Genomic DNA, 24,184 nt, shown 5'->3' on the forward strand with positions numbered 1-24,184 from the left:
TTCATCAAGTATAAATGTAGCATAAAATAGTTTAATTTTGGGGAAAAGATAGAATTGCTAAGTAAATCTTGCTAAAATGAGACGAAATAATATTTTTTTGTTAGGAGATTGTCAGATGAAGAGAAAAGTATTTTTAATCTATTTATTCGCTAGCCTATTCGTGCTGACTGCTTTGTATGGAGAAAGAACTGTACAAGCTGAAAGTATAAGTAAAGCAGGAACAGTGCAACAGGCTGTGCAAAATAAAAGCGGCTGGGTAAAAGAATATGGATTGTGGTTTTATTATGAAAATGGTGTTAAAAAAACTGGTTGGATTAAAGATGGCGGGCAATGGTATTACATGGATAAGTCAACAGGGTATATGCAAACAGGTTGGCTTGAAGATGGTTACAATACATATTATTTAGATGAAACAAGCGGTGCAATGAAAACAGGTTGGTTTTTTAGTGGATATTTCTGGTATTATTTTGAGCCAAGTGGAGCAATGAAAACAGGCTGGCTCCTTAATGGCGGAAGTTGGTACTATTTAGATCAAGAATTTGGTTTTATGCACACAGGAGAAGTGCATGATGGATATAACTTATATTATTTAGATACTAAAAGCGGTGCAATGAAAACAGGTTGGGTATATGATGGTTCTGGATGGATGTATTTCAATGCAAATGGAACAGGACATACTGGCTGGTTAAAAGATGGTGGGGTATGGTATTACTTATATCCAGATCTTTATTATATGGCAACAGGTTGGTGGCCTATTGATGGCAAATGGCATTACTTCAATAATAAAGGAGTTTGGCAGTATTCTGAATAATCCTCATCTTAACCGAATATAAAAAATGCCTCTTGCATAGGATAATTTCCCTAATACAAGAGGCATTTTTTTATCCCGCTATTCGCGGGCAGTGAGACCCCCGCTGATGGAAGTTTTACTTTATTTTTGTGCAGCTTTTTCTGCCCATTCCTCTACGTTCCAAACTTTTGTAATCCAACCTTCATAAAAGTCTGGTTCGTGGCAAACAAGAACGATTGTGCCTTTATATGTTTTCATAGCACGCTGTAATTCTTCTTTTGCTGTTACGTCAAGGTGATTTGTTGGCTCGTCAAATAATAGCCAGTTACTTTCTGTTGCCATTAATTTGCATAAACGAACTTTTGCTTGCTCACCACCACTTAGTTGGCTCAATGGACGAGAAATATGCTCATTTTTTAAACCGCATTTCGCAAGCATGGCACGTACTTGATGTTGGTCTAAGTGTGGGAACGCATTCCATACATCATCAATTGGTGTAATATTTTCTGCTTTTACTTCTTGTTCAAAATAAGCTGGCTCTAAGAAATCACCAAGACTTGTTTTTCCGCTTAGCGGTTTAATTTTTCCAAGAATCGTTTTGAGTAATGTTGATTTTCCGACACCATTACATCCGACAATGGCAATTTTCTCACCACGTTCAATTGTCATTGTTAATTTCGGTAATAGAGGATGTGTATAGCCAATTTCTACATCTTCTCCTTCGAAGACAAAGCGGCTGCTTGCACGGCACTCTTTAAAAGAAAACTCAGGTTTCATAGCAGTTTCTGGACGATCAATACGTTCCATACGCTCCAACTGCTTTTGACGGCTTTTTGCACGTCCTGTTGTTGAGTAACGCGCCTTATTTCGTGCAATAAAATCTTCTTGCTGTTTAATGAATTCTTGTTGTTTTTGATATGCTTGTAAATGTTGATTTTTGTTGATTTCTGCTAGTTCTAAGAACTTTTCATATGTTGCTGTGTAGCGTGTCATTTTTGAGAATTCCAGATGGAAAATAACATTGACACATTTGTTCATAAATTCTGTATCATGGGAAATTAAAAGGAACGCATGTGGATATTCCTTTAAATAGTTTGTTAACCATTGAATGTGTTCAACGTCTAAATAGTTGGTCGGCTCATCGAGTAATAGCACTTCTGGCTGCTCAAGTAATAGTTTAGCAAGCAATACTTTCGTGCGTTGTCCACCACTTAATGCCGAAACATCACGATCTAAACCAATTGCATCAATTCCAAGACCGCGTGCTGCTTCTTCAATTTTAATATCTAATAAATAGAAACCGCCTGCTTCAAGTGCATCTTGCGCTTCTGCCATCTGTTCAAGTAGTACTTCTAATTCTTCTGGTGAGGCTGTTGCCATTTTTTCAGTAATTGTATTTAACTCTTTTTCTTTCTCAAATAATGGTAAGAACGCATCTGTTAATACGTCGCGAATAGTTCTCCCAGGCGTTAAAATTGTGTGCTGATCTAAATATCCATAATGCGTACCTGGTGTCCATTCTACACGTCCTTGATCATGAATAAGCTGCCCTGTAATAATATTCATAAATGTTGATTTACCAACGCCGTTTGCGCCGACTAAGCCAACATGTTCTCCTGCTAATAAACGCATTGATACATCTTTAAATAATGTACGATCGCCAAAGGTATGACCCAGGCTTTCAACTGTTAATAAGCTCATAGTGTCCTCCGCCCTGTTTGAAATAGTACCTTGAATCATGATACTAAATTCTTAAATATAAAGCTATCTTTTATCTTTAAATTATCACGTATTCCGTATGAATGGGAGCTGTAACTTTATGGGAAAAATTGTGTTTATCTTAAGTAAGAATATGAATTGTTGTCACTATCGATTTACCTTACAATAATGTAATTTTTTTGTAAGATAAATCGATAGTTGATTCCTTATATATATTATACACTTTCGTTAACAAGGTCGTATAAACGATATAAAGATGAATGAATATAATGATAAATAACGATAATGCGTGCTTTATACCAAGATGATATATTGTCACTATTTTATTCATCCATTGTTTAGAGATTATAAAAGATCCCCTTGTTTTTTGTAAGTTGAAACCCTATAAAGAAAAAGCAACTGTCCTATGCAGGACCAGTTGCTTTTTCTTTTATTCCGCTATTCGCGGGCAGTAACCTCACTTATGGAAATTGAACTTTATCCCGCTATATGGTTAGCTAAAACAGAGAAGTTAGACTGCCTGTAAGAACCCGATTGGTTCAACTAACCATCAGTGAGGAGAACATTCACTGATGGAAGTTTCACTTTATTTAAAGTACCCTCTTACAATTCCTCTTAAGCGGTTTGCATGGAATTTTCGTTTATCGTTAGAGATGTTTTGTGCCGTACGGAATGTAGCAGCGGCAACGGCACGTAAAAAGTAAGGGAATCCATAATGCAAGCGAATAACTCTGCCGAAACCTCCAGCATAGGAAATTGCTCTTTTTAATGATTGCTCATTAATGATTTCTTCTTTTACTGGGTGATATACGAAAAGGTCTTTCTTAAATACACCTGTATATCCACTCTTCATACCGCGAAGTACAAAGTCCGTTTCTTCACCAGCTCCGTAAATCGTTCCTGATCCAACTCCTAAGTCTTCATCAAATGTGCCTACATCTTGTACAAATTGTTTCGTGAAGAATAGTGTAAAGGAAGGCCCTATGAAGCCATATTTATTATTTAAAATAATATCTGTTTCCGGTGCGTGTATTAAAGAGCCTGTCCCTTCTACATTTGTTGTATTAGTAGAGATAAAGTGAATGTCTTTGTTTTTTTCAAATGCTTCTTGGATGCTTTCTAATACATTTGTTTCGTAAATACAATCATCGTCTGGAAAAGCAATAATATCGCCATCAGCTACTTTTAATCCTGTGTTACGTGCACGGGATAGTCCTTTGATCGGTGTGTATATATAGTTAATTGGAAATTTTTCTTTATAGTCCTCAAATAAATCAGAGATTGGTGTGTCATTTTGATCGACTACAATAAGTTCAAAGTTTTTGTAAGTTTGCTTTTCTAACGATTTTAGTAAATCTATAATATCATCACGTCTGCCGCAAGTGGCCATGATTAAAGAGAATTTCAATCGTAACAGCTCCTTTAAGAAGTTTCGTTTACATGAGAATTGAGGAAAAGATGCGGTATCCTTTCCTCTTATTTATTAAGCTTTTTTAAATTTTAATTTTATTTTATTTAGAAGCATAAAGAGAATTTCATCTTTTGTTATCAATAGGATAAGGGCGTAAGCAAATATATTTATCGCAATTGTGATAACAGTAAATGATATTGTATTTTTGAAATACATCTTTACAAGAAATGTTAACGGAATAAATGTTAGTGAGTAGAATAAATACTTTAATTTACCCATATCAAATAATGTGTAATTTACTTTTAATTTCTTCTTTACATACATATATTCCAAAACAATTAATAAGCAGTTTGCCATCGTTGTTGTGAAAATAGCAGTTGCTGGTGTGAAGACATGAAAGATAATTAATGAGATATCTAATACAAGGTTTGTGAAACCGCATATGAATAAAAAGCGAACTAAAATATGTTCTTTCTTTTTCACATAAATAATTTGGTTCGATAGAATCGACTCGATGCCTAGGGAAACCATATATAGAGCAAAAATAGATAATGTATTCCCAGCAGATGCAAATTCCGCTCCACCGTAAATAACGACGGCAGCATGGGCAATTAGAAAAAGACCAATTGCAGATGGAAAGAGTGTAATAAAATAGACTTTTGAAATCTTATTTAATAAAGTTTCATATTCTTTTTCATCGGCATTTCCAGATAAATAAGATAATCTAGGAATGGTAACTTGAATAACACTAACCATGAGCGTATTAATAATCGTCATCATTTGAAAAGCCATTACATAATAAGCGACATATTTTGCACCTAAATGTTGAAAAAGTAAAAAGCGATCTAATTGTGTGTACAAGATATTTGCGTTTGAAAAAATAACAACTAATAGTAATGGTTTTAAGTGCGGAACGATTCTAATATTAGAGACATCAAATTTTATTTTCCGCTTAATGTATACAAAGCTGGAAAAATGATTTAAAAATGTTGAAAGAGCTAATAATGCTGCAAATTGTTTATAGTCATTCGCATTATGAACGATTATAAATAATAGCACAACGTAAGTTAATCTGACACAGATTGTTTTTATTGCAATAAAATCATAGTTTTCATGAGCCTCATTTACCCATTCTACATAGAACATATTTGCAATGAAGTTAAATCCGAAAATAACTAAAACAGGGAATATTTTTTCATTTCCATAACCGATGTAACTAAATATTAAGAAGGCTGCTAGAGCAAGCAAGCTTGTCGTGAAATTAATAAGGTAAAGGTTTGTAAAAAGCTGACTTACTTTCTTTTTATCATTTTTTATTAAGCTAATTTCTCTTAATCCATATTGATAAATACCAAATACAGCAAAAATGAAAAAGTAATTGAAAATTGTATCAGCTGAGTTTACAGTCCCCATTGAATCGGCTCCAAGCGCCCGATAAGCGTATGGTCCAACGAGTAGGGGTAGAATAACGTTAAAGACATTCAGTGTAATCTTATACAAAATGTTTTTAAATAATGATTTTTGCATAACTAGACCCTTCTATACATAATTTTATTGAGTATATGATTTGTGTTTTATCTATTACACATTTTGTAATTATACGATTTATTTCATGTTATGAGCAAATTTTTTATGAAAATATGTAGAAGATTAAGATGTATGTATCTCTTATGTAAGATAATTAGAGGGATTACAAATATAAGTGTAATGCATGTGGATTTTTAAAATTAATTCTCCCCCTTTTTTACATATGTTCGTAAGCAGGGGGAGAACGTTATGCTTTTTTTAACGTAGTTAATTTTTTATAGATTGCACTAAAAGAGTAAACTAGAAAACATCCGCTTATTATACATATACATGGAATGATAAAGAAACCGTATCTAAGGATAACTAAAAAGATATTTGAGAGCGCAATATATCCCCATATTATACTTGAGAAAAGAAGGACCTTCTTGTTTTTTCTTAATGTAATTGAACCTAATAAACCAGTTAGAACAACAAATAAATGCTGATTTTTAAAAGCATCTATCACCCATGGCTTGAAATAACTCCAATATAGATAAGTTCCATCGGGATTGTTAAATAAAGTAATTGTCTTCCCAACAGTAAACCATGAGAACCATAGAGCAAAATCATTATAAAATCCTTCTTTAATTAAGTGCTTTGCATAAGATGCTTTATCTTCCGATGATAAGGAGTAACCTGCGTTTAACATATCTTGTATCATATTGTCCTCATTATAAAGGTTAAACGGATTTGCTCCAGAAAGTAAAGGATCTCCTGCATGAGATGAAAAGAGATAGGCATGTCCAAATACAATAAAGTTCCGAATAACCCAAGGACCCATAATTAATAGTGGACCAATGCACCAAATGAACCCGATTTTAATAGCTTTCTTTAATCCATAACTGTATATGATAATACCCCATGCAATAAGAAGTAATGGAGCAGGTGTTGGGCGAAACATTAGCGTAATAGCAGCAACGATTCCAAATATGACATGTAATCGAAATGAATCTTTTTGTAATACTAATAAGAATATTAGTATAGAGAGCATAAAGAAAAAAATAGATGGTATTTCAGTTAACGTTGTTCTGAAAAAGTGATACGATGAAAAATAAGTTGTATATAAAAGGCTTGATATAATTGATATATATACATTTTTAAATAATACTTTAGAAATTGCGTAAATAATCGATATGATTCCCAAGTTAAGAAACATGTTTATTAATTTTGCAAGTAATAAATGATCAACATGTATCCACTCGGAAATTTGAAAGATAGCAGCTAAATAAAATGGTTGTCCTGGTGTAACAAAAGCATTTGGTTTTGATTCTGCATAACCATATATACCATCATGCAGTAATTGCCAAGCCATTTTTACATATTTAGATGCATCAAGAGAGCCATAAGTAGAAACTTCTTTTCCGAAAATTTCAGGTTCATGGAATACTGATCCAGGATTCTTTATTAAAAAATACATATGAATCGCTAAGGCAAAAATTAAAATATATAATAAAGGACTTTTATATATTTTATGTAAATTATCTATTTTCATTGTTATGATGTTCCTTTCTAAAAAATATCGTGCCTTATTTTGCGATAAAATAAGCCCCTAAAATAATAAGTCCAACCCCGAACCATTGACTAAACGCGATTTGCTCTTTAAAAACAAAGTACGCAGCTAACATACCTACAATGTAACTCATACTTTGTAGAGGATAAGCAATGCTAAAAGGAATTTTTGAAAGAATAAAAATCCAAACAGCGGTTGCCAGCACATAAAGAATTCCTCCACCTATAAAGTAAGGAGAGAAGATTACTTTGAAAATAGTATTCAAGTTCCACGCTGTAATGCCTTGAAGAGAAAATTTCCATAAAATTTGGCCACTAACTAGTAAACATACATTTAAAAGTAAAATGAGATAGTACATTCTATTTTGACTGCTCCTTCTCTTTTTTCAGTTTTTGTTTTAATAACGCGTAATCTTGTGTCAACGTCACAAGTTGATGATGTTGTTTAGATAACTTTCGCGTTAAATCAAAGATTAAAATAAAGCAAAATAACAGTCCAAATAAGAATAAAATAGACGGTGGATATTCTACTTTAAGTAGTTTACCAAGCCAGTTTATAAGTTTGTCGGTAGAACTTAAGATGGCCATTGACATACAAACAAAAATCCATAAAATAGCGTATTTTGTTTCTAACATCCCTCGACGGATAGAGTTGATAATAAGAAAAAATAATAAAATAATAATGATGAATGAAAAGGTAATTATCGGCATGTGTTATCAACCCTTTACAATTTTTTGCATGAGTATAGATAGGCTTACTTTAATCATGTAATAAATAGATTTTAAAGGTGTGATAGAAGATTCTCCACCTTGCCTTTCTTGCATATTTACGGAGATTTCTTTAATACGTAATCCTTTTTTCTTTAAAGAAATTAAAACTTCTGGCTCTGGATAATCTTTCGGATAATTATGTGCAAATATTTCAATGACTTTTCGGTTTTTTGCACGATAACCAGATGTTGGATCCATAAATGTTTGTTTCGTTAATAACTTTAATAATGCAGTAAAATAAAAGATTCCAATTCTTCTGGAAACACTTCCTCTATATTCGGTTTTTTCAGTAAATCGAGAACCAAGAACCATGTCACATTCATTTTCTGCAACGGGTTGAATAATTTTATATAAGTCTTCGGGATTATGTTGACCATCGGCGTCAAATTGTATTGCGATTTCATAGCCGTTTTCATATGCATATTTGTATCCAGTTTGCACAGCAGAGCCAATGCCGAGATTATATGGCAAATTTACAAGGTTTACGTTAAATGTTCGCACAATTTCTGCAGTCTTGTCTTGTGAGCCATCGTTAATAACACAAATATCTAATGTCGTGAAATGCTTTTTGAGCTCTAATAGTCTTGTAAGTGTATCCCCAATTGCCTCTTCCTCGTTATAGGCAGGAATAATAATCAACGTTTTCAGGATTGAAATTGGTATTTCCGTAGCCATTATTGCACCATCCTTTAAGTAAAATAATTATTAATATTAAATGGTTTTATTTGGACACATCTTCCTTAATATACCACCAAAGATATAGCAAGATAAAGAATAAGTTATGTAAATTTTTAGAAGGAAAAGGGGAATTCTAATATTTTGAGTAAAAAAATGGTGAATATGCTCAAGACATATTCACCAAAAGAGATATATTTTATTGAAAAAATAAATTTTATACATTCCACGGTTTTTGAATTGTTAGTACTTCTGCCATTTCTTTACTTTTTAATCGGTTCATTTTTCGTTTTTCGGCACGTTCGGCACCTGTATTATATAACCAATGCTCTTCTTCTGTTTCAGCAATTACACCTGGTACAGAGGATGGTTTTCCGTCCTCTAATGCCACGAAAGTAATGAAGCAAGTAGCAGCAATGCGACGTTCACCACCTAATAAATCCTCTGCAACGACTTTTACGAATACTTCCATAGAAGATCTTCCTGTATAACAAACGAATGCTTCATAGCAAACAGAATCAGTTTGATGAATAGGTGTTAAAAAGTCAACAGAATCGATAGAAGCTGTCACACAGTGTTTACGGCTATGACGTGCAGCTGCGATAGAAGCAATGCTATCAATTTCTGCTAATAATTTTCCACCAAATAATGTTTGATGGTTGTTTAAGTCATTCGGAAAAACACGTGTTGTTTTTATCGCCTTAGATTCTCTCATAAATTTCTTTTCCATATTATCTACTCCTGTTTATTTTGTTCTAATGATTCCCATAAGAACTCGATTTGTTCTGTTCATTATTTATAATCATTAGTGAATAGAAGTTTCACACTATATAGATTGTAGTGTAAAAGAGATTTCGCTTACATTGCAAGGAGAATATGTGATGTTACTAGCTTTGTCATAGAAATAGGCTACCAGCACTCTCTTTATTCGTGATAAAATCATTTTGTTAAAAATATGAAGTTAAGGGGATAGATACCCTTTAACAAAGGGAAAAAGAGGTGCAATACAATAGAATTATGAGTAATGTACAGATAGGTCTTCATTCTTTTTTTAACAAGATAGTAGTTGGACTCATGTTCCTCTTTTTTGGATATTCATTTTGGTTTTCTTTTGAAGAGGTAAGCAATATTTTTGATATGAACTCTTCCAGTTTAGTAATCATATTAGGTGTTTGTATCATTTTAATTTTGCTGGCTACATCTATTTTACAATATCGATTTACGAGTAAACAATTTATTCTTTTTCTCATCTCAAGTACGGTGGTACTCCGTTTTCTATCAATTGTGTCGATAGGAGCCCCGCTTGAAGGTAATGCGAAGGTGATGTATGAGGCCGCTAGGCAGATTGGGCAAGGAACTATCAGTTTTAGTGGGATAGATATCACACAATTACCTTTTATAATGTACGAATCTTTTTTTATTCATCTTCTCGGAGATGCAACTTTTGTATTAAAGGTGTGTAATATCTTATATTGTGCAGCTACAGCTTTTTTTATTTACCAGCTTGCTTCTACGCTATTTCATGAAGAATGCGGCCGAATTGCAGCTATGTTGTATGCTTTTTATATTCCTAATATTGTACTTTGTTCTGTGTTAACAAATGAACATTTAGCGACGTGTTTATTTTATTTTGCATGTTACTTACTTATATATAAAGGTTTAAGTCACCCGTATATGTGGGGAGTGGCTGCTTCTTTGTTTGCTGTTAGTAATATAATTCGTCCATTAGGCTTATTTTTGATTATAGTTCTTGTTATGTACCTTATAGTGGTGGAAGTTTTGCAAAGTACAGAACGAAAAAAAGTACTTTTTAAAATAGTAGGTGTATGCGTTATATTTTATGGTGTTCATTATGGAGTAGGTTACGCGTTGGAAAAATCAAGTAGTCTACAACATACATTTACACATAATCGGTATGTTCAATCTGTATTAGTAGGAGAAAATGAAAAAACAACAGAACAAGAGAAAAAAGAGTATACTGTAGATTCTATAAATAAAAATTTGAAAAAAATAGAGATGGATCGGTTTTCGTCTATTCGAATGAGTTTAGAGAAATTACAGAAACCAGAAATACAAAATACCCTTATTAAAGTTGGTTATATCGTATATATAGTAATTTCGATATTTTCGGCAATTGCTATGTTACATCTTCTATTCCAAAAACAGGGGAATGGAAGTTATATGTTTTTTCTATTTGTTTTTGTAGGTTATTTATTTACAAAATCTATGAATATACATACTGTATATGATGGTATACTAGTCCCTAGTTTATTGATATTACAGAGCTATGGGATATATATGATATATCAATATTGTCAAAAGCTATTTTTTAAAAAATAAAAGAATCCTCTAAGTAGGATTCTTTTTTATCATGCATAAATAGTGAGGTGAAGCTTCCGTCAGTGGGGGATGAAGAAAATCCCCACTGATGGAAGTTTCACTTTATCGCTTTAATTCGGACATTAAATTGTCAGCTGTTAAGGCCATTTTTGCAGAAGCATCTTCAATTGTCTTTATAACATGTGTAATTAATTCAAGTTCATTTTCAATTTTTTGATTTTGTTCTTTTGAGTTAAACATATCGTTTACAATTTCTTCGAAATAATTATCAGTTTCATTCATACTATTTGTTCCCTCAGAGACAAGGCTATTAATTTGTTCAACAGAGGATGAAACGTGTGTAATTTGTTCATTTGTTTTTTCAACAAGCTTCGTCACATTTGAAATAGATTCTTTTGTTTGCTCGGATAACTTGCGGATTTCTCCTGCTACAACGGCAAATCCTTTTCCAAATTCACCAGCACGTGCAGATTCAATCGCTGCATTTAAAGCAAGTAAATTTGTTTGATCCGCAATTGATTTTACAATATCAATAATTTCGTTAATTTTCTTCGAAATAACCAGTAGTTCTTGTGTATCTTGAATAATTGTTTGCATGCTGCTTTTCATGATTTCCATTCGTTGATTTTGAATATGAAGCTGCTGTTTTCCTTGAGTTGCTTTTTGTTCTGATTGTATTGCTAATGATGTACCTGTTTTGGCAATATCAATAATGTTTTCTGATTGCGTTGTTAATTGCTGAATAGAAGCACTTGTTTCTTCTGATACAGCAGCAAGTTCTTGAGCAATATGGCTAATTGTCATTTGAGCAACTTCTTTTTCTTGTTCATGCCCTTTTCGAATTGCTTCATATTCTTGTTCGTATGCCGTTAAAACAAGCTCTTGCTCGAGTGTAAAGAGTTTGTTTAGTACGTGAACAGCACAGCTGAAATCTTCAATTTTTGTGAATTTTTCTTCTAGAATTTTAATAATGGCTCGGAATAATTCTTGATATGCAGATGTATACCACTTTCTATGTAATCCAATTTTTACATGTCTTCGCGCGATTTGAGTTCGGCGTTGAATAAATTCTTCGTCAATATCGCCGCTAAATAATTGTTCAATATGTTTTTTTAACGTTGCTTGTAACTTTGGAACTGAACTATATTTTTCAATAATATTTATGAGGTGCGGTTGTTTTGTAATATTCTCATAGAATTTTTTAGTAATCCAATCGAGCTGTTCATAAACAAAAGGCTGTAGTACTTTTACAATCTGTAAATCCTCTTTTGTTACGTGTAGCATTTCCATCTGTGCTGCCAAATCAGAATCTGCAGGAACAAGAAATGTTACTGTGTGGCCTTTGCTTTTTTCTTTTATACTCTTTTCTTTTGTTTGACTACCTTCCTTTTTAAAAAGACTTAGCATGATTGTTCCCCCTGTATATATTTATCCTGGTATCCCGGAGCAGTAAGACTCTACGGAATTCCTTGTCGATAGAACTTTCCCCTATAAAGCGTTTGCAATGTTTGGTATTGCATTTATCCCCCTATTTTTTGGGCAGTAAGACCCACACCTCACGATTTCGAACAAAGCGAAGGAGATAGGTAGGGTCTTACTGCCCGTAAAAGCTCGATTGGTCGGGCTTTCATCAGTGGAGGATGAAAAACCCCCCCCACTAATGGAAGCTTCACTTTATTATAGCTATTTTTTTGTTTTTTCTCTATATTGTTATATAAAATTTAAAGGATTTATATAACGCAAAAAAAAAAAGAGAATTCATGGTAGAATTCTCTTTTTTATGAAAATAGATCAATGACCTTTATGGATTTTTGCATGTGTCTTAAAAAAGACTGGAAAATGTACATTATAGATAAAAGTTACAACACGTATAGTAAATGTTACAAGTAAACAAATATAGAAAGCTAATACGTGTGATCCTGTTTCATACGTAATAAGAAAGCTAATTGCACCTAAAATGGAGGCAATTGCATAAATTTCTTTACGAAAGACATATGGGATATCTTGAGCGCAAATATCGCGCAAAATGCCACCGCCAATGCCTGTAATTACTCCCATAGAAACAACTAAGAAAGAAGCAGTCATATGATGGGTAATGGCTGCATTTGCCCCGATGGCAGTAAATACGCCTAAACCAACAGCGTCTGAGAGCATAATAACAACTTGTAATTTATGAATTCTTTCAAAAAACATACAAGTAAATAATGCAGCTAAGATGCTAATGAAAAAGTAAATGGGTTGAACAAATGCAACTGGAGGTAAGTTTCCAATCATAACATCGCGAATTATCCCGCCGCCAAGTGCAGTTGCTACAGATAAACAAAGGACACCAAATAAATCAAGTTCTTTTTTTAAACCTACTAATGTACCAGAAATGGCAGCAGCAATAATGCCGAGAAATGTAAATACGTCAATTAAAAACATCGCTCCAATCCCTTCCTTCTAAAGATGTTCCAAGCAAAGAATATACACTAAAGTTATGAAAATAACAATTGCTGTTTCGCTACATGTAAAAAAAATGAATGGATGAGAAAAGAAAGCGTTTGAAAATGCTATTTAACAATAAGAGGTTCATAAATAAAAATAAGATTATGCCATATTTTTTTACTTAACTAAAATCATATGAAAATACTACTTAGTCCATTGAGAAATTATGCTATAATATGTATTTGGAGCGAATTAAGATACTTATTATTTAGATTAAAGTAACAATACTTATGGAGGATAGAGATGTTAAATAACAATAGTTTAAGCTATAAATTTGAGCAATTTCTATTGATTTTTATTATATTGCAGCCAATTATAGACTTACTTACATCGTTTTGTATTCTAGTTCTCAAAATTGATGCGACGGTTGGAATAATAGCACGCTTATTTGTTATGGCTCTTGGTGGTATTTATATTCTGATGCAATTACGTGTTAAGGAAAATCGAAAATATATTATATATTTGCTTGGATTAGGTATTGTCCTTGGATTAGGGTTTTTAAATAATATAATGATTAAGGATCCAATGTTACGAGGAGAAGAGATTAAGTTTATTGCAAAAACATTATATCCATTCGTGATGCTAAGTTGTTATATTCTAGTCTTTAAGTCATTAAAGATGAAAGAATCAATTCATACAAAAATGAGAAATTACATGGCATATGCAGCTTTAATTATAAATGTGACTATGGTTGTAGCTGTTGCAACTGGGACGGATTATAATAGTTACGAATATGTAAAAGAAGGATCACGAGGCTGGTTTTATGCAGGAAATGAACTTGGATCTATTTTAGCGATACTATGTCCAGTGGTCATTTTGTATTCTATTGAAAAAACAACAAGTTTGGCAAAGAGTTATTTTTGGATTCCATCTATCTTAATGATATTTTCATTGTTTGCAGTTGGTACAAAAGTAGGGTTTGGAGCTATTGTTGGTACATTTGCTATTGCTATTTTTATGTGCTTTATACAAGCATTTTTACAACGTAAAGAGCCTAAGAAAAAGCCGTATTTGTTAAATGGTTTTATTGCAATAGTTGTATTTGTAGGGGTATTAGGATATTTGCCATTCTCCCCAATATATAAAAATATGGGACTTCATGTTCAAATTTTTGAACAACAACAGGTAGCACAAAAAGAACATAAAAAAGAACATAAAAAAGATCATGCTACAAAAGAAGAGGTTAAAAAAGAAAAAGAAGAAGAACAGAAGGCTGAAACGCAAGCTCTAATCTTTAGCGGACGTGAACTGTTTGTAAAGATGTATAAAGATTTTTATAATGAAGCACCTATGTCACAGAAGTTACTTGGTATGGGATATGGCGGAAACTTTAAAGAATATCCAAAATTAATTGAAAGGGATTTCCATGATTTGTTTTACACATTTGGAATTATAGGTTTCATTTTCCTCATGATTCCGTTTGTGTATTATGGTTTGAGAATCCTAATGGTATTAGTAACGAGATTTCGTGATGTGTTTACAGTCAAGTATGCATTGTTAGCTGCTGGCCTTGCTTTAGCGTTAGGAATTTCTTTTACAGCAGGACATGTGTTAACGGCGCCAGGAGTAAGTATTTTCTTTGTTGTATTATTAGCATATTTAATCGTTGATTTAGAAATAGAATGATGGAAAAATAAAAGCTAGCATTATGTTAGCTTTTATTTTTTGCTATAGTAAAATAAGGAGAAAATATATTGATGGAGGAAGAAAGAGATGAAAGTGTTACATATGAATGCTGGAGCAGAAACAGGCGGCGGAAAAACGCATATTATTTCACTTTTGTCGCAATTTCCGAAAGATGAAGTAGAATTAGCAGTATTTGAAGAAGGAGCAATTGCAAACGAAGCGAGAGCATTAGGGATAAGAGTACACGTTATTTCACAATCATCTCGCTATGATATATCTATTCTTTCAAAAATACGTTCTTTTATTAATGAAGGACGTTTTGATATCGTTCATACACACGGAGCAAGAGCAAATTTTTATCTTTCCCTATTAAAAAGAAAGATCAGCGCTAAATGGGTTACAACCGTTCACAGTGATCCAACACTTGATTTTATGAAACGTGGTTTAAAAGGCTGGATTTTTACAAAGTTAAATTTACGTTCATTTAAGAATATTGATTTGTTTTTTGCAATTACAGAACGTTTTAAGAGAAATACGGTAACACTAGGTGTACCCGAGGAGAAAATTTGTACAATCTATAATGGAATTGAATATGATTCTACACCTGCAAAACCTTATAATCTAGAGGAACAATTCGGTATACCAGCAGGCGTATTTACAGCGATTCAAGTAGCGCGTCTTCATCCAGTTAAAGGGCACGAGATATTATTTGAAGCGTTGCAAAACATAACAATTCCAAATATAAAAGTGTTGTTACTTGGCGATGGACCAATCGAGAATGAGTTAAAAGAAATGGTAAAACAAAAAAGAATAGAAGATAAAGTGTTATTTTTAGGGCATCGTCAAGATGTGAAAGAATTATACGCAGCAGCAGATATTAATTTACTTACATCGCACAGTGAAAGTTTCTCGCTCGTTTTATTAGAAGCGGCAAATCAACGTTTAACGTCTATTGCTACAGATGTCGGTGATATGTCACAGCTCATTGTTGATGAGACATACGGCTGGATTATTCCTACTGGCGATGCTTCAGCTCTTGCTCATGCGTTAGAGGAAGCGTATGAAAAATGGAAGAATGGCGAGCTGGTGGAAATGGGTGAGCGTTTGTATATGCATGCGTCTTCTCACTTTTCTTTGCGAAAGTTATATGAAGATACGCATAAAGCGTATGAAAATCTTTTATCATAATAACTTTTATGTTAAATTAGCCTACAAACTAGGAATTAACAGAGCTAATTGACCATCGGTGAGGAGAGTATTCACTGATGGAAGTTTCACTTTATCCCGCTCAAACAGGCAGTAATATATTTAGCTAAATCAGAGAAGTTTGACTGCCTGTAAGAGCCCGATTGGTTCAACTAACCATCAGTGAGGAAAGCGTTCACTGATGGAAGTTTCACTTTATAGAAATAGAAAAGATATTTAAAATAGAGAGGATTTTAAATATGGCAGTGCAAACAATTGATATTTTAGGTGTGCCCTTCTCAACGATGACAATGGAAGAAACAATTCGATATGTGATGCAGCAGCTAGAAAAGGAACAAGAGAATACATTTCAAGTTGTAACGGCAAATCCCGAAATTGTGATGTGTGCAAAAAAGGATGCTAAATTCCATGAAACGCTTCTTCAGGCAGACATTATTACTCCAGATGGAATTGGCGTTGTAAAGGCAAGCGGCATGCTAGGTACACCGTTAAAAGAGCGTGTAGCAGGTTTTGATTTGATGAGTGATTTATTTAAAACATTATCACAAGAGAAGAAATCGGTATCTGTTTTTTTACTTGGAGCAAAGCCACACGTTGTAGAAAGAGCAGCTCAAACTTTAACAGAAAGATATGCAGCAGTATCTATTGCAGGTATACAAGATGGATATTTTAAACAAGAGCAAGAAGAAGATATTATTGCGCGTATTCAAGAAGCGAAACCAGATATTTTACTTGTTGCACTTGGATTTCCAAGACAAGAAAATTTTATTCAGCATAATAAACATCGTTTAAATACAAAAGTAGCTGTTGGTGTTGGAGGAAGTTTTGACGTTTGGGCAGGAGAAGTAAAGCGTGCCCCAAAATGGATTCAAGCTATTCATTTAGAATGGTTTTATCGTTTATGCAGCAATCCAACACGCTGGCGTCGTCAACTTGTATTAGTTGAGTTTTTAAAAGAAGTGATTCGGTCGAAAAGGTAGCAAATATTTTGCTACCTTTTTTCTATGAAAACCTGTATATGTAACTCGTCTTTTCATCCCGCTATTCGCGGGCAGTAAGCCCCTCGCCTAAAGATTCAGCGAGAGGCCAAGAAGATAGGTGGGGGATGAAGAAAATCCCCACTGATGGAAGTTTCACTTTATTTCATGGAGTAAAACACATATGTATGAGTGTTTTTTTGATGGGAAAGATAAGGTTTATGTAGGTATTAGTAAACAAAAAAGTATTTTACTTATGTAATGTACATATGTAAAATGGGGTGTAAAGACATCTTTGTAAGGAGGACCTCTAGTGGGGAAAGTTACAGAAATCTCGAATCGAAAGCTTCTTGGAATTGCTGGGCTTGGTTGGCTATTTGATGCAATGGATGTGGGGATGCTTTCGTTTATTATTGCTGCACTGCAAAAAGAATGGCAGCTTAGTGCACAGCAAATGGGATGGATTGGTAGTATTAACTCTATTGGAATGGCAGTTGGAGCACTTATCTTTGGAATATTAGCAGATAAAATAGGTCGTAAATCTGTTTTTATTATTACATTATTATTATTTTCGGTTGGTAGTGGCTTAACAGCTTTATCAACAACATTAACTGTATTTCTTGTATTTCGTTTTCTCATTGGAATGGGACTCGGAGGAGAGCTACCGGTTGCATCAACACTTGTATCTGAAAGTGTTGCAGCGCATGAACGTGGTAAAATTGTTGTTTTATTAGAAAGCTTTTGGGCCGGCGGATGGTTAATTGCTGCTCTTATTTCATATTTTGTTATTCCGACATACGGTTGGCAAACAGCGATGGTTTTAAGTGCAATTCCAGCCTTTTATGCATTATATTTACGATGGGGTTTGCCGGATTCACCACAATTTCAAAAAGTACAGCAAAGACAATCCGTATTTGCAAACATAAAGGCTGTTTGGTCTGGGGAGTATAGAAGAGCAACTGTTATGCTCTGGATTTTATGGTTTTGTGTTGTGTTTTCTTATTATGGAATGTTCCTTTGGCTTCCAAGTGTATTAGTATTAAAAGGATTTAGTTTAATTAAAAGCTTTGAATATGTATTAATTATGACACTTGCGCAGCTTCCGGGATATTTTACAGCTGCTTGGTTTATTGAACGCTTTGGCCGAAAGTTTGTGTTAATTACATACCTACTTGGAACGGCATGTAGTGCGTACTTCTTTGGAGCAGCAAACTCACTTCTTATGCTGATGATCTCAGGTATGTTGCTATCTTTCTTTAATTTAGGAGCTTGGGGAGCATTATATGCGTATACGCCAGAGCAGTATCCGACGGTCATCCGTGGTACAGGAGCTGGGATGGCAGCGGCATTTGGCCGCATCGGTGGTATTTTAGGACCATTATTAGTTGGCTATCTCGTAGCTGTGCATGCTTCTCTCTCTTTTATCTTTATGATCTTTTGTATAGCTATTGTAATTGGTGCCCTTGCTGTACTTATGCTCGGGAAAGAAACAAAACAACAAGAATTAATATAACGGAAAGGAAGCTGTGTAAAGCTTCCTTTTCGTTGTTTTCTAACAAAAACATGATATATTTGATAGAAAACTTGTTTATAAAAAGGGATTATTTCTAAAAAAGCGAATGTATACAACAAGGCGTATGGACAAAAGGATTAGGTGGTTGGGCAGATATGAAAATTTTAATCGTAAATGAACAAGAAGAAAATAGAGGACAATTAATAGATTTTTTTAAAGAACATGTGAAGAATTTGGAGTGCTTTGAAGCGAAAACAGGAATGGAATCACTACAAATAGCGAAAAAATATACGCCGGACTTTATTTTTTTAGATACACAATTACCAGATGCAACTGGCTTTGAGGTCGCAGGATTGCTGCGCCAATTAACATTACATACAAAGTTTATATTTACAGGAAACGATATGAAAGATGCAATTATATCATTTCGTTTTCACGCGTTTTACTACTTATTACAACCATTTAAGCAGGAGGACTTGCAGTTTTTATTGCATAGTATTGAGCAAGAAATAGTAACACGAGAGAAGAATCGATTGCAAAAGCTTCCGATTGAATGTCATGAAGGAATTACCTATATCCTTCCAGACGATATTGTATATATAAGCAAGAATAAAGAAAATAAAACAGTTTCAATTTACACAACTGATAATCAATATATCTCAACGTATACATTGCAAGAGTTAGAAGGTAAGTTAGCGGTATACGATTTTTTACGTGTTCATAAAAGTTATCTTATTAACGTTATATATGTGCGAGAATTAAAGCCTTACTATAACGGAACGTATAACTTATATTTGAAAAGGTATGATAACCAGCCAATACCTGTTAGTCGAAATTATGTAAAACGACTTCGAAATAAAATTGAGTTGTAACAGGTTATGGAATAATTTGGACATGTTAAAATAGAAAATCTTCATCATAAGGAATATTATTTTTAAATATTCAGAAAGTTTAGTACAATTCCCTCTAAGGTATAACTTTAGGGGGGATTATTATTGAAAGCGTGGAAATCTATTTTACTTTGGGGTGTAATCACAGCTTTAGGAGCAGCGGGATTTGCTGTTTTAGCGTTATCTCGCGGTGAAACAATTAATGCAGTTTGGTTGCTTGTTGCTGCTGTTTCCGTATATGCCGTTGCATATCGGTTTTATAGTAAATTTATTGCAAGAAAAGTTTTTGAATTGGATGATAATCGAAAAACACCGGCAGAACTTTTGAATGATGGGAAAGATTACGTTCCGACAAATAAATGGGTTTTATTTGGGCATCACTTTGCGGCAATTGCTGGAGCTGGGCCATTAGTTGGTCCCATCTTAGCTGCACAGATGGGATATCTGCCAGGAACGATTTGGATTATTGTTGGGGTTGTACTAGCTGGAGCTGTACAAGATTTCGTGATTTTGTTCGCATCTATGCGACGTAATGGAAAGTCACTTGGTGAAATGATTAAAGAAGAGATTGGTCCTGTAACAGGTTTTATTGCAATGATTGGTATTTTGGGAATTATGATTATTTTATTAGCGGTATTAGCTCTTGTTGTGGTGAAAGCACTTGTAGGAAGCCCATGGGGAATGTTTACGATTGCAGCAACAATTCCAATTGCAATTTTAATGGGTGTATATATGCGTTATATTCGTCCAGGTCGTGTTGGAGAAGGTTCAGTTATCGGTATTATTTTACTTCTTTTGTCGCTTGTGACGGGTCAGTATGTAGCAGAAAGCCCAACGCTTGCTACCATGTTTACATTTAAAGGTGAAACGATTGCAATTATGCTTATTATTTATGGATTTATTGCTTCTGCAATGCCTGTTTGGTTATTACTTGCACCGCGTGATTATTTAAGTACATTTTTAAAGATTGGAACCATTGTTGGTTTAGCGCTTGGTATTGTGATTGTTGCACCAGATTTACAAATGCCGGCAGTTTCAAAATTCATTGATGGAACGGGTCCAGTATTTGCAGGGAATTTATTCCCATTCTTATTTATTACAATTGCTTGCGGAGCTGTATCTGGCTTCCATGCACTTGTTTCTTCTGGTACAACTCCGAAAATGATAGAAAGGGAAGGACATGCAAAGCCAATTGGTTACGGTGCTATGCTCGCGGAATCATTTGTTGCAGCGATGGCAATGATTGCAGCTTGTGTACTAACACCAGGTACATATTTTGCAATTAATAGTCCGCCAGCAGTCATTGGAACGGATGTAACACAAGCGGCACAAGTAATTGGTTCTTGGGGGTTTACTGTGACGCCAAATGAATTGAAGGAACTGGCCGTAAATGTAGGAGAACAAACGATACTATCTCGTACAGGCGGGGCACCGACGTTCGCGATTGGGATGGCTCATATTTTCTCTCAAGTAATTGGCGGAAAAGCATTAATGGCATTTTGGTATCACTTTGCAATTTTGTTTGAAGCGCTCTTCATCTTAACAACTATTGATGCCGGAACACGTGTTGGTCGGTTTATGATTCAAGATATTTTAGGGCACGTTTATAAACCATTTGCAAAGACAGATTCTATGTTTTCTAATATCGTTGCAACAACGCTTTGTGTACTAGGATGGGGATATTTCTTATATCAAGGGGTAATTGATCCACTTGGCGGTATCAATACGTTATGGCCGCTCTTTGGAATAGCAAATCAAATGTTAGCTGGAATTGCATTATTACTTGGAACGACTGTTTTGTTTAAAATGGGAAAAAAGGCATATGTCTGGGTGACGCTTGTTCCGACAACATGGTTACTGATTGTTACAATGACAGCTGGTTATCAAAAGTTATTTCATGAAAATCCGAAAATTGGATTCCTCTCTCATGCAAAAGTGTTCCAAAGTGCACTAGATAAAGGAAAATTATTAGCACCGGCGAAAAACGTGGCACAAATGAAACAAATTATTTTTAATGATTATATCGATGCGGCGCTTTGTGGAATTTTCATGCTTGTTGTAATTGCGGTACTGATATCATCTATTAGACTATGGATACAAGTATTGAACAATAAAGCAACTCCATTAAAAGAAGCGGCGTATGTTCCCCGCGATGAAAGCGAGGTACAGCATTATGCTTAAAATAATGATAAGCATGTGGAGATATCGACAACAATTTATTAGTTTGCTTGTCGGTGTACCTAGCTATGAGAAGTATGTTGCTCATATGAAACAACACCATCCAAATGAAATTGTATTATCTCGAAAACAATTTTTTGCTGAAGCGCAAGAAGCAAGATTTAATGCGAAGGGCGGTAAAGTTTCTAGATGTTGTTAAAGAGAATATAGTAAAAAAGGAGCGATATCTCGCTCCTTTTTTTATGCTAAAGTTTCACGTGAAACATATAAAGAAAAGTTTGGGAATTATAGGAATATAATATACAATAGTAATAGGAAAAAGGGGACTAAAAATGAATAGGGATGAAAGTTTTATGTGAACTGTCAAGTTGTAGAAAGGCCAGGTATATTTTTATGCTAGATGATCTATTTGTTAATACAACTATTATTCTTTCTTTTATTTTCGTTGGTGCTCAACTTTTTAAAAATATTTCATTAAAAGAGCCGCTATCATTTGAAGTCAAATGTTTTGTTGGTATTGCAATGGGAACTCTAGGTGCTCTGCTTATGAAATTTGGTGTTCACATTGAGGATGTGGTGCTAGATTTAAGATATCTTTCTGTTATATTAGCTGCAATTATTGGGGGACCTATTGCAAGTTTATTAGCCTCCATCATTATTTTAATTGTACGTTTATTGTTAACGAGCTATTCAATAGGGACGCAAATAGCTGTGTACGTAGTTTTGTTCACAGGTATAGGTTGCACGATTATTTCAATGTTTCGTATTTCTGTTTTCAAAAAGTGGATTTGGTTACATGTTTATTGCTTAACAGTTTCATCGATTGCAATTTATGTTGTTTTTAAAGATGTTCTTGTCCTAAGTTTATACTTAGTTGTTAGTATTATGACAGGATATATCACTTTTTTAAGTGCACATTATGCTTTGCAGTCAAACGAATTGTTTCGCAAGATGAAACAGGATGCAACAATGGATCCTTTAACTGGATTAGGAAATGTACGTAAATTTGATACGGAATTGAATAGAAATATTGAGGATAAGAAAAAGAATAAAAATCCACTTTGTTTATTGCTGGTAGATATTGATTATTTCAAGGATGTAAATGACAAGTATGGACATCCTGCCGGTGATGAAGTTTTACAGCAATTAGGGGCAATTTTAAAGAATAGTTCTCCATTTCCACACTTAGTATTTCGAAAAGGCGGAGAGGAATTCGCTTTATTATTACCAAAATCAACATTACAATATGCGGTAGATATAGGGGAAAGAATTCGAGTAGCTGTAGAGAAGCATGTGTTTCGATTACCAAATGGTATTTGTTTAAATATCACAATTTCAGTAGGTGCTTCAATCTATGGAGACTCACCACAACAATTTATTCAACTTGCAGATGATGCATTATACTCTTCCAAACGAAATGGAAGAAATCAAGTGAGTGCTGTTTCATGAAAAATAAAGTCGCCACGTAGGACGACTTTATTTTTTGGTTCTAATCCTGCTACTTTTGAGCGGTAGGACCCTGATTGATTCACTTAACTATCAGTGAGAGATGAAGCCCCTCCACTTATGGAAGTTTCACTTTATACAAGTTCTTTTCCAGCTCCAAATTTACGATATGCACCGTGATGTGTTGGTCCTACATATTCATTTAATTTGAAGGAATGGCGAATTGCAGCTGTAATAAATTCTTTTGCTACTCGTACTGCTTCTTTTACAGATTTTCCTTTTGCTAACTCTGCTGTAATTGCAGCAGCATATGTACAACCTGCACCGTGTGTGTATGTTGTTTCAACTTTTTCAGATTCTAAAATTTCAAATGTTTCTCCGTCGTATAATAAATCGATTGCTTTTTCTGTTCCTAGCTTGCTGCCACCTTTAATCAGTACATATTTTGTACCTAAAGCGTGGATTTTTTCAGCGGCTTGCTTCATATCTTCAAGTGAATTAATTTTTACACCGCTTAGTTGGTACGCTTCAAATAAATTTGGTGTTACAATCAATGCTTTTGGAACGAGCGCATCGCGTAAGCATTCGTTCGTTTCTGGGTGAAGTGCTTCGTCTGCCCCTTTACATACCATAACAGGGTCTACGACTACGTTTTGTAGATTATGTTTCTCAATTGTTTCAGCAACAAGTTCAATGATTTCAACAGATCCAAGCATACCTGTTTTTAATGCGTCAACACCAACGCCCTCGATAGTTGTTTCTAATTGTGGCTTTAATGTAGATGCTGGAATTGAGAATACATTATGTGCCCATCCGTTATGCGGATCCATTGTTACGATTGTTGTAAGAGCTGTCATACCATATACACCAAGCTCTTGGAACGTTTTTAAGTCTGCTTGCATGCCAGCGCCGCCGCTTGTGTCAGAACCGGCGATTGTAAGTGCTTTGTTTAATGTCATTGTGAAAGCCCCCTCAAGTGATATAATGAAAACTACATTTTTATCCATTATATCAATGTTATGAGTAAGTACAAAGTGAAAAAGTTACCCGCATATTTTAGAATAGATTCAATTTGATAAA

At 34.2% G+C, this 24,184-nt stretch carries 21 protein-coding genes and 1 pseudogene; 10 read left to right on the top strand and 12 right to left on the bottom strand.

Going from position 1 to position 24,184, the window contains the following annotated elements:
- Positions 1–115: 115 nt before the first annotated feature.
- Positions 116–811 (top strand): PspC-like choline-binding domain-containing protein, encoded by a 696-nt coding sequence (locus ACFQZ1_RS01470; protein ID WP_377880330.1) that lies wholly within the window; start codon positions 116–118, stop codon positions 809–811.
- A gap of 120 nt (positions 812–931) precedes the next feature.
- Here the strand turns inward: ACFQZ1_RS01470 and ACFQZ1_RS01475 are convergent, their stop codons facing one another.
- The 8 genes from ACFQZ1_RS01475 to ACFQZ1_RS01510 all read right to left on the bottom strand — a co-directional run bounded on the left by ACFQZ1_RS01475 (position 932) and on the right by ACFQZ1_RS01510 (position 9,171).
- Positions 932–2,530 (bottom strand): ABC-F family ATP-binding cassette domain-containing protein, encoded by a 1,599-nt coding sequence (locus ACFQZ1_RS01475; protein ID WP_377880331.1) that lies wholly within the window; start codon positions 2,528–2,530, stop codon positions 932–934.
- Between the two features lie 565 nt (positions 2,531–3,095).
- The gene (locus ACFQZ1_RS01480; protein WP_377880332.1) at positions 3,096–3,917 is read right to left on the bottom strand and encodes a glycosyltransferase family 2 protein; all 822 of its coding nucleotides are present in this window, start codon (positions 3,915–3,917) and stop codon (positions 3,096–3,098) included.
- Between the two features lie 75 nt (positions 3,918–3,992).
- Complete coding sequence (locus ACFQZ1_RS01485; RefSeq protein ID WP_377880333.1) at positions 3,993–5,447, bottom strand: oligosaccharide flippase family protein; 1,455 nt, start codon at positions 5,445–5,447, stop codon at positions 3,993–3,995.
- Positions 5,448–5,694: 247 nt separating this feature from the next.
- Positions 5,695–6,978, bottom strand: a complete 1,284-nt coding sequence (locus ACFQZ1_RS01490) for an ArnT family glycosyltransferase (protein ID WP_377880334.1) — start codon at positions 6,976–6,978, stop codon at positions 5,695–5,697.
- Between the two features lie 34 nt (positions 6,979–7,012).
- Positions 7,013–7,354, bottom strand: a complete 342-nt coding sequence (locus tag ACFQZ1_RS01495; protein WP_377880335.1) for a DMT family transporter — start codon at positions 7,352–7,354, stop codon at positions 7,013–7,015.
- Position 7,355: 1 nt separating this feature from the next.
- Positions 7,356–7,706, bottom strand: a complete 351-nt coding sequence (locus ACFQZ1_RS01500) for a DUF2304 domain-containing protein (RefSeq protein WP_377880336.1) — start codon at positions 7,704–7,706, stop codon at positions 7,356–7,358.
- Between the two features lie 6 nt (positions 7,707–7,712).
- Positions 7,713–8,441 (bottom strand): glycosyltransferase family 2 protein, encoded by a 729-nt coding sequence (locus tag ACFQZ1_RS01505; protein WP_377880337.1) that lies wholly within the window; start codon positions 8,439–8,441, stop codon positions 7,713–7,715.
- A 217-nt stretch (positions 8,442–8,658) separates the two neighbouring features.
- Entirely contained in the window at positions 8,659–9,171 is a 513-nt protein-coding gene (locus tag ACFQZ1_RS01510) for an acyl-CoA thioesterase (protein ID WP_377880339.1), read from the bottom strand.
- A 269-nt stretch (positions 9,172–9,440) separates the two neighbouring features.
- Here ACFQZ1_RS01510 and ACFQZ1_RS01515 point away from each other — a divergent pair, with 269 nt between their 5' ends.
- Positions 9,441–10,781, top strand: coding sequence for a glycosyltransferase family 39 protein (locus tag ACFQZ1_RS01515; RefSeq protein ID WP_377880340.1), 1,341 nt, complete (start codon positions 9,441–9,443; stop codon positions 10,779–10,781).
- Positions 10,782–10,883: 102 nt separating this feature from the next.
- On the opposite strand, the gene ACFQZ1_RS01520 is transcribed toward ACFQZ1_RS01515, so the two are convergent.
- From ACFQZ1_RS01520 to ACFQZ1_RS01530, 3 genes and pseudogenes are all read right to left on the bottom strand, one after another.
- Positions 10,884–11,585 (bottom strand): methyl-accepting chemotaxis protein, encoded by a 702-nt coding sequence (locus ACFQZ1_RS01520; RefSeq protein ID WP_377880480.1) that lies wholly within the window; start codon positions 11,583–11,585, stop codon positions 10,884–10,886.
- A gap of 54 nt (positions 11,586–11,639) precedes the next feature.
- Positions 11,640–12,188, bottom strand: a pseudogene (locus ACFQZ1_RS01525) (protoglobin domain-containing protein); the annotation flags it as partial.
- A 384-nt stretch (positions 12,189–12,572) separates the two neighbouring features.
- Positions 12,573–13,205, bottom strand: a complete 633-nt coding sequence (locus tag ACFQZ1_RS01530) for a trimeric intracellular cation channel family protein (RefSeq protein ID WP_377880341.1) — start codon at positions 13,203–13,205, stop codon at positions 12,573–12,575.
- 306 nt (positions 13,206–13,511) lie between these two features.
- On the opposite strand from ACFQZ1_RS01530, the gene ACFQZ1_RS01535 reads away from it, so the two are divergent.
- The 8 genes from ACFQZ1_RS01535 to ACFQZ1_RS01570 all read left to right on the top strand — a co-directional run bounded on the left by ACFQZ1_RS01535 (position 13,512) and on the right by ACFQZ1_RS01570 (position 23,107).
- The gene (locus ACFQZ1_RS01535; RefSeq protein ID WP_377880342.1) at positions 13,512–14,894 is read left to right on the top strand and encodes an O-antigen ligase family protein; all 1,383 of its coding nucleotides are present in this window, start codon (positions 13,512–13,514) and stop codon (positions 14,892–14,894) included.
- Between the two features lie 87 nt (positions 14,895–14,981).
- A complete protein-coding gene (locus tag ACFQZ1_RS01540) occupies positions 14,982–16,082 on the top strand; it encodes a glycosyltransferase (RefSeq protein WP_377880343.1) in 1,101 nt (366 codons plus the stop codon).
- 257 nt (positions 16,083–16,339) lie between these two features.
- Positions 16,340–17,080: a WecB/TagA/CpsF family glycosyltransferase gene (locus ACFQZ1_RS01545; protein ID WP_377880344.1), complete on the top strand. Its 741-nt coding sequence runs from the start codon at positions 16,340–16,342 to the stop codon at positions 17,078–17,080.
- A gap of 310 nt (positions 17,081–17,390) precedes the next feature.
- Complete coding sequence (locus ACFQZ1_RS01550) at positions 17,391–18,590, top strand: MFS transporter (protein ID WP_377880345.1); 1,200 nt, start codon at positions 17,391–17,393, stop codon at positions 18,588–18,590.
- A 155-nt stretch (positions 18,591–18,745) separates the two neighbouring features.
- Positions 18,746–19,462, top strand: coding sequence for a LytR/AlgR family response regulator transcription factor (locus tag ACFQZ1_RS01555; RefSeq protein ID WP_377880346.1), 717 nt, complete (start codon positions 18,746–18,748; stop codon positions 19,460–19,462).
- Between the two features lie 123 nt (positions 19,463–19,585).
- Complete coding sequence (locus ACFQZ1_RS01560) at positions 19,586–21,661, top strand: carbon starvation CstA family protein (protein ID WP_377880347.1); 2,076 nt, start codon at positions 19,586–19,588, stop codon at positions 21,659–21,661.
- Complete coding sequence (locus ACFQZ1_RS01565) at positions 21,654–21,857, top strand: YbdD/YjiX family protein (RefSeq protein WP_377880348.1); 204 nt, start codon at positions 21,654–21,656, stop codon at positions 21,855–21,857. Before ACFQZ1_RS01560 ends, ACFQZ1_RS01565 begins: the two co-directional genes overlap by 8 nt.
- A gap of 194 nt (positions 21,858–22,051) precedes the next feature.
- Positions 22,052–23,107, top strand: coding sequence for a diguanylate cyclase (locus tag ACFQZ1_RS01570; RefSeq protein ID WP_377880349.1), 1,056 nt, complete (start codon positions 22,052–22,054; stop codon positions 23,105–23,107).
- A 131-nt stretch (positions 23,108–23,238) separates the two neighbouring features.
- Here ACFQZ1_RS01570 and pdxK read toward each other — a convergent pair whose 3' ends face one another.
- Positions 23,239–24,063: a pyridoxine/pyridoxal/pyridoxamine kinase gene (pdxK, locus tag ACFQZ1_RS01575; protein WP_377880350.1), complete on the bottom strand. Its 825-nt coding sequence runs from the start codon at positions 24,061–24,063 to the stop codon at positions 23,239–23,241.
- Positions 24,064–24,184: the final 121 nt, after the last annotated feature.

This window comes from Bacillus sp. CGMCC 1.60114 (assembly GCF_042676365.1).
Taxonomy (GTDB): Bacteria; Bacillota; Bacilli; order Bacillales; family Bacillaceae_G; genus Bacillus_A; species Bacillus_A rhizoplanae_A.